This is a genomic window from Streptococcus sp. A11, assembly GCF_043674225.1.
In the GTDB taxonomy this organism is placed as follows: domain Bacteria; phylum Bacillota; class Bacilli; order Lactobacillales; family Streptococcaceae; genus Streptococcus; species Streptococcus suis_V.
Window position 1 is genome coordinate 109,898 of sequence record NZ_JBIMJS010000005.1, and the last position, 6,328, is coordinate 116,225.

General features: G+C 35.6%; 7 protein-coding genes. 5 read left to right on the forward strand and 2 right to left on the reverse strand.

Features of this window, described 5'->3' with window-relative positions:
* Positions 1 to 27: 27 nt before the first annotated feature.
* From dcm to ACHBIF_RS04720, 5 genes are all read left to right on the forward strand, one after another.
* Positions 28 to 2,127: a DNA (cytosine-5-)-methyltransferase gene (gene dcm, locus ACHBIF_RS04700; RefSeq protein ID WP_208562319.1), complete on the forward strand. Its 2,100-nt coding sequence runs from the start codon at positions 28 to 30 to the stop codon at positions 2,125 to 2,127.
* On the forward strand, positions 2,120 to 2,992 hold the full coding sequence (locus tag ACHBIF_RS04705; RefSeq protein ID WP_394718993.1) for a hypothetical protein: 873 nt from the start codon (positions 2,120 to 2,122) through the stop codon (positions 2,990 to 2,992). Before dcm ends, ACHBIF_RS04705 begins: the two co-directional genes overlap by 8 nt.
* A complete protein-coding gene (locus ACHBIF_RS04710; RefSeq protein ID WP_394718995.1) occupies positions 2,982 to 3,485 on the forward strand; it encodes a hypothetical protein in 504 nt (167 codons plus the stop codon). The genes ACHBIF_RS04705 and ACHBIF_RS04710 overlap by 11 nt, the downstream gene beginning before the upstream one ends.
* 38 nt (positions 3,486 to 3,523) lie before the next feature.
* Positions 3,524 to 3,691, forward strand: coding sequence for a hypothetical protein (locus ACHBIF_RS04715; protein WP_394718997.1), 168 nt, complete (start codon positions 3,524 to 3,526; stop codon positions 3,689 to 3,691).
* Positions 3,692 to 4,111: 420 nt separating this feature from the next.
* Complete coding sequence (locus ACHBIF_RS04720) at positions 4,112 to 4,765, forward strand: hypothetical protein (protein ID WP_394718999.1); 654 nt, start codon at positions 4,112 to 4,114, stop codon at positions 4,763 to 4,765.
* A 38-nt stretch (positions 4,766 to 4,803) separates the two neighbouring features.
* On the opposite strand, the gene ACHBIF_RS04725 is transcribed toward ACHBIF_RS04720, so the two are convergent.
* Together ACHBIF_RS04725 and ACHBIF_RS04730 are read right to left on the reverse strand one after the other, a co-directional pair.
* Positions 4,804 to 5,397 (reverse strand): DUF1361 domain-containing protein, encoded by a 594-nt coding sequence (locus ACHBIF_RS04725; RefSeq protein ID WP_394719001.1) that lies wholly within the window; start codon positions 5,395 to 5,397, stop codon positions 4,804 to 4,806.
* Positions 5,398 to 5,548: 151 nt separating this feature from the next.
* Positions 5,549 to 6,085: a DUF1361 domain-containing protein gene (locus tag ACHBIF_RS04730; protein WP_238143434.1), complete on the reverse strand. Its 537-nt coding sequence runs from the start codon at positions 6,083 to 6,085 to the stop codon at positions 5,549 to 5,551.
* Positions 6,086 to 6,328: the final 243 nt, after the last annotated feature.

Genomic DNA, 6,328 nt, shown 5'->3' on the forward strand with positions numbered 1-6,328 from the left:
AGAAAAGGATAGCAAGAGGTTTTAATAGTGGGAAACTCAATATTAAATAAAGCAAAATACAGTGGGAATAATACAGATGAATGGTATACAGATTATAAAACCGTAGAAAGTGAAGTACAACATTATGAATCTCAATTCATTGGAAAAAAAGTACTTTGTAATTGTGACAACCCATATGATTCCGCTTTTGCAAAATATTTTCTGAAAAATTTCAATCGATTCAACTTAAAAAAACTGGTATGTATTTCATATGCAAACTCGGAGATTCATTCAAGTGAAGATGGCAGGGGGCTTATTCTGGAGATTGACGAAATGTCACCTGCTATCATTGATTGTTTAGATGAAAACAAGCTCTTTGACATGCTCGTAAATGATAGAAAGCTTCGAAAACTAACTGGTGACGGAGATTTTAGAAGCCCAGAATCTATAAAGTATTTAATCGATTCTGATATTGTAGTGACAAATCCACCTTTTTCTAAATTTTCAGAATTATTCTCATTGCTAACTAAGTATCATAAGAAATATCTCTTGATTAGCAACCAAAATGCAATAACATACAAAGAAATTTTTCCTTATATAAAGAAGAATGAAGCTCGTGTAGGCTACCATTTTGGAGATATGTCATTTAGGGTTCCAGATAGTACTGAACCAAGAAAAACAAGGTTTTGGGTGGACGAATTTGGTCAAAAATGGAGAAGTTTAGGAAATGCAATGTGGCTTACAAATTTAGAGGTTCCCACTAATAGCAAAAAGAAGCTTGTTTTGACTCACAAATTCATAGAAGGTAATTATCCGAAGTATGATAATTTTGATGCAATTCACGTTTACAGAGTTTCAGAAATACCAATGGATTATTATGGAATAATGGGTGTGCCACTTACATATTTGAAATACCATAATGATGAAATATTTGAAATTGTTGGAGAGGCAAATCATGGTTCTGATAATGAGTATGATCTTTTTAAACCAAAAATAAATGGTAAAGAAATGTTTAAGCGAATATTGATAAAAAGACGAGAGAGTGATAAAGAAATGGAATTTAGAATACTTGATTTATTTTGTGGTGCAGGAGGTATGTCGTATGGAATGCATAAAAATCCTCATTTTGTAACAAAAGTTGCATTAGATGTTAACGAAAAGGTCGCACAGACGTTCAGAAAAAATATCCCAGGCTCAGAATTGATTATAGGAGATATAAAGGACAAAGAGATAAAGAAAAAAATAATAGATCTTTCGAAAAAAAATAAAGTAAATATGATTATTGGTGGACCACCATGTCAAGGGTTCTCGTTAAAAGGTAAGAAGTTAGGGTTAGAGGACCCTAGGAATTTTTTATTTATAGAATTTCTTCATTTAGTTAAGGTGTTGCAACCATTAGTTTTTGTAATAGAAAATGTAAAAAATTTGATGTCGACATCAAACGGTTGGTTTAAAGAACAAATTATAAATGAGATAAAGAAACTAGGTTATGAAGTTAGTGTAGGCATACTTAGAGCAAGTGATTACGGTGTTCCACAAAATAGAGAGAGGGTTATTTTCTTATGTAGTAAAAAAAATGCAATTTCGTTACCAGAGCCAACAGTCAAAAGCCTAACAACAGTTCGAGATGCTATTGAAGATTTAGCGTATTTGAATTCAAATGAGGGTGATTTTGAACAGAGTTATATCACAGAAGCAAGAACAGAATATCAAAAGCTTATGAGGAAAGATAGTGTGAAACTATATAACCATAAAGCCTCCAATCATTCTGAAATTGCAATTCATAAACTTAGCATGATTCCACCAGAAAAAGGTAAGGAATATCTTCCAAAAAAACTTTTAGGAAAACAAAAATATAAATCAACGTGGGGTAGATTGAAGTGGGATGAGCCATCCCCTACTATAGATACAAGATTTGATGCAGCATCAAATGGTACAAACAATCATCCATTTTTACATCGTTCTATTACACCGAGAGAGGCCGCACGAATTCAGTCGTTTGATGATAGATTTATTTTCTATGGTAGTAAGGTTGATATTAGAACACAAATTGGTAATGCAGTGCCACCGCTTATGGCGAAGGCTATTGCTGATCAGATTTATGAAAATTTTGTCAATAATGAGGGTGAGGTAATTGAAAATGAATAATCAAATGGCTTATTTAGTAGGTATGATATTAGGAAATGGAGAAGTACAAAGGGATACCAATTACACCACAGTTACGATAGAGATACCCCATAAAAATTTACGAGATGATGAAGGGTTAGAAGTTTCAGTATATGTAAAAAGTAGTTTAGCTGATATTAGAAGTATTATTGAGCCGCTGTTAGGACATTCACTAGCTATTTCACAAACAAAGAATGTAACAAGGGTGTCTTTTACAAAGTCTAATGAAGATTATACTATGAGAGAGATTCTCAGATTTATTGGAAATGGTGTTCACCATTCAACTATGGTAATGAATGATGAATTATTTAATATGACTATTGATGAGAAGAAGGAATTGCTCAGAGGGGTAGCGGACGTGACTGGCTATATTAGGAAAAGTAATCTGGCTTTTGGTCAAGATGGATGTCATAGAGTGTACATTGAGATTCCAGGTAACTGGCAATTTGTTATAGATATAGCTAATATGTTGAAAACATTAGATATACCCGTTCAAACAATAGATTTTGGTCATCCTAACTTCAGAGATTCTAATTTAAAAAAATATAAGCAAGGAAAAACGAAATATTGGAAAAAGGAACACCAGGTTAAAATATGGGCAAATGAGTTTCTACCTATAGGATTTAACGTTGTTCACAAGCAAAGGGCATTAGAACGATATGCAGAAGAATTACTTGATTATTTAGATGAAAATAAAACCCATCAATTCTATTGGGAGAAAGCTGTTAGGTTAAGAAGCAAGCCGATTCACCCAATGGAAAATGATGATAGTTTACCCGAAAAAATAAGAGGAAAGCATTTTGATTCATGGACTCAATTAGCAAAAGAGTTAGGATATGGCGAATAAGGTAAGAAGTGAATTTGAGTTATACCCAGGTATGGTCAAATGGTTAGATACATACCTTAGGGAAAAGTTTAAAAACAAGAGGTGTGAAATATTTGTATTAGATTGTCACTCCGTATATTTAGATTCAATTTTAAATAAATATGATGTAATACAATATTTTCCACAAGTTGTTGGATTGAAAATTGAAATTGATGTTTTGGGGATTGTAAGATGGAAAGATAGAGCTGAAATCTATTTTGTTGAAGCGAAAAAGCCAGCGTTAACTCTTCAAAATTTAGGACAATTATTGATATATTGTAAACTTTGTAATCCCGAAGAAGCATATTTATTATCATCTGATGGGTTAGGGAGCCTACAAAAAGTTTTAATCAATTTAAAAAGAGAAGATTTGCTTGATTATGGTAGTGGAAAACGAATAAAAAAAATTAATGTAGCCAGATGGGATATTTCGAAGGATGGAGTAGATAATCATTCTATCATACCTAAAATATAGAGTTTTGTGGTTTAAAAAGGGATTGCTTGAATTAGAAGATGGGCACGCTTAATGCTGTAAAGCAGGATGCCTTCTACGACAAGCGCGTCCAACTAGAAACCATTTCTCCAACTGGTAAAATAGTTTCCGTTACTGAATGGTTTGTGGTAGAATTAGGACAGATTGAACAAAAAATTAATGAGCTTTTTATGTTTCTAAATCTATGACATCTTATCAGCTAAACCAGGGGAGAAATGTAAGGGTGCATTTCTATTTCTTACATTTGCGATTTGATATCTGGTAGGAATTATTGCTATTGCGATAGCTTTCATATTCTTTCGTAGGAAATAGGAGGAAGGACAGATGGACAAAGTATTGCCTTGGTTTTTATCGTAAACTGTGCCTCTCTGTAATCATTGGTGCATTGGCAGGTGGTTTTGACATTTTAAGTCTATTATTTGGCAGAAGGAAATAATGATATTGAAGCATTGCAAAAGAATATAACCTATCGTAAAATGGTAGTATATTTCAGATATACAGGGAGGGGTTATTATGCCTTACCGTAAATTAACATCAAGAGATCGGTCTTTTATCAAAGGGCAGACGGACCGCTTGCTGAATCAGATGAATAGCAATGCGCGGCCTATTTGGGGACAGTTCAGACCTATGAAGCAGCCAAGGCTAGGGCCAATCAAGCCTATTTGGCAGTGGAGTTGGAAGATGACCCAGAGAAAAAGGTACGACTGGCAAAATTGGTTGAAACCTATACTGCACAAGCCCAGGCTATATTGGACGAGTGGGAAGAAAAAAACAAACGGGCAGAGAAAGCGACAAGAAATGTCAAGTTGATTTTGTGGCTGATCGTACTGTTCACCCTTAGCTTTGTTTTTCCAGTCAATATCATTCTAGTCATTCTTTTTGCCGTTTGGTTTTATCGGAATTACCTTCGTTCAAGTAGGACTGACCAAGTGATTAAGGCTGCTACTAGCCAGTCTTTGACAGAAGTGGAAAGGTTTGAAGACTGGTTGACAGAAAAGATTGTCACTCTCAACAAGGACAAGCGGGAGTGGACTGAGGCTATGCTGACAAAATATGACAGCTTAGATGACATAGCAGCAGGTATCGGTGAAATGGATGAGATAGATAAAGTGGCTGGTAAGAACCTTCTACGACGCTATCAGGACATTTTGGCAGACATTGAAAAATTACCAGATTCTGACCAGAAAACCTATTATTTGGATTTTCATCAGGAGATCATTGCCGACTTGGAAGATCTATTTGAACAACTCCATTTTGGATAAGAAAAACCGGTAACAGTACAAGGCTGTTGCCGGTTTTGTTATTCGTCAATGGAGAAGACCAAGACCATGATTTGAATAAAGGTAAAGCCCAGGATGAAAGGCAAGGCAGCCCAAGAAATGACTTCAATCATTTCACTGACAACCAGGCTTGGTCTGGTAAAGATGTCCCATGAATTGAGCCGTGCATAGCGTCCAATGTGAATGGCAAAGCTGGATAGAAGGGAAAGACCACCAATCAGAAACAGTCTGATCCAGTAGGACTTGATAGAAAAGGCAGAGAAAACCAGTCGCAGGCTTTCCACGCCAGTCATGACCCCATAGAAAATACTTGGGACATAGAGCATGAAAAGGATCATGCTTTCGCGTTGCCAGAGCACAGTGTTTGCAAAATGCATATGGACAATGTCCGTCACCATATAAAAGGTATTAGGATAGAAAAAGAGCCAGAGAAGGGTAGCAATGATTTTTATGTATTTAGACTTACTGTGGTTGGTGAGGATGGCAAAATCAAGTGCTACCAAAGCCAAAAACATATTCCAAGTCAAGTCTGGTGCTGTGACACCGTAACGCTTTAGTCCGGTAGCGATGATGAGGAAAAAAATATGGATAAAAACATTTTTCTTGGTAAACATGACAAACCTCTTTCTGTAGAATATAAATGCTAGTATATCACATTCAGGATGAAAAAGGGGACTTGTCATCAAATTGTTAGGACTTGTTTAAGCTTGGATTAAGTGTTTGAAAACAAAAAAAGAAACAGCTGACCTGTTTCTTTCAACTCATTTATTCATCAACGGCAAAGACCAAGACCATGACTTGCATAAATGTGAAGCCAAGGATAAAAGGGAAGGTTGACCAGTTAATGGCTGAGGTTAGACTATTGAGAAACACTAGTGGTCGTGTAAATATGTCCCAACTATGTAAGTTTGCATAACGCCCAATGTAGATAGCATAACTTGAAAAAAGAGATAGGAGGCTGATGACTAAGAGACGAAGACCATAAAATTGAATACCATAGCCTTTAAAAATCAATTCAACGCTTTCCACTCCAGCCATTATGCCAAAGAGAATGGCTGGAACGTAGAGCATGAAGAGAATCAAGCTAGACTGTTCCCAAAGTGTATTGCTTGAAAACTGCAAATTTGCAATTTCCGTTAGTATATAAAAGGTATTGGGATAGAAGAAGAGCCAGAAAGGCGTAATTAGAAGCTTGCTTGCGGTGTGGTTGTTTTGGCGGACCAATATAGCAAAGTCCAAGGCAAGCAATGCCCAAAACATATTCCAAATCAAGGCAGTATTGTCAGCTCCATATAAGAACATGCCAGCTGCAATAATTGCAAAAAATAGATGAATTAAGAGATTTTTTGGTGAAAATATAGACAACCCCATTCTTTTTCATAACTTCTTCTAGTATAACATATCTTAGAAGGATTGTGGATGGGAAGTCGCTTTGTTTTTGCACAAAAATATGATAAAATGGGAAAAACCCAAATTTCAAGTTGAACTTAGCCATCCAAAAGAAATTCACTCGGCGACTTGTAGTCCAAGCATTTTTTAGGGTAG

Bases quoted from the DNA above. Each gene is read 5' to 3' on its own strand.
- ACHBIF_RS04710 (WP_394718995.1), top strand. From the start codon at position 2,982: ATGGCGAATAAGGTAAGAAGTGAATTTGAGTTATACCCAGGTATGGTC.
- ACHBIF_RS04715 (WP_394718997.1), top strand. From the start codon at position 3,524: ATGGGCACGCTTAATGCTGTAAAGCAGGATGCCTTCTACGACAAGCGC.
- ACHBIF_RS04725 (WP_394719001.1), bottom strand. From the start codon at position 5,397: ATGTTTACCAAGAAAAATGTTTTTATCCATATTTTTTTCCTCATCATC.
- ACHBIF_RS04730 (WP_238143434.1), bottom strand. From the start codon at position 6,085: ATGTTCTTATATGGAGCTGACAATACTGCCTTGATTTGGAATATGTTT.
- ACHBIF_RS04705 (WP_394718993.1), top strand. From the start codon at position 2,120: ATGAATAATCAAATGGCTTATTTAGTAGGTATGATATTAGGAAATGGA.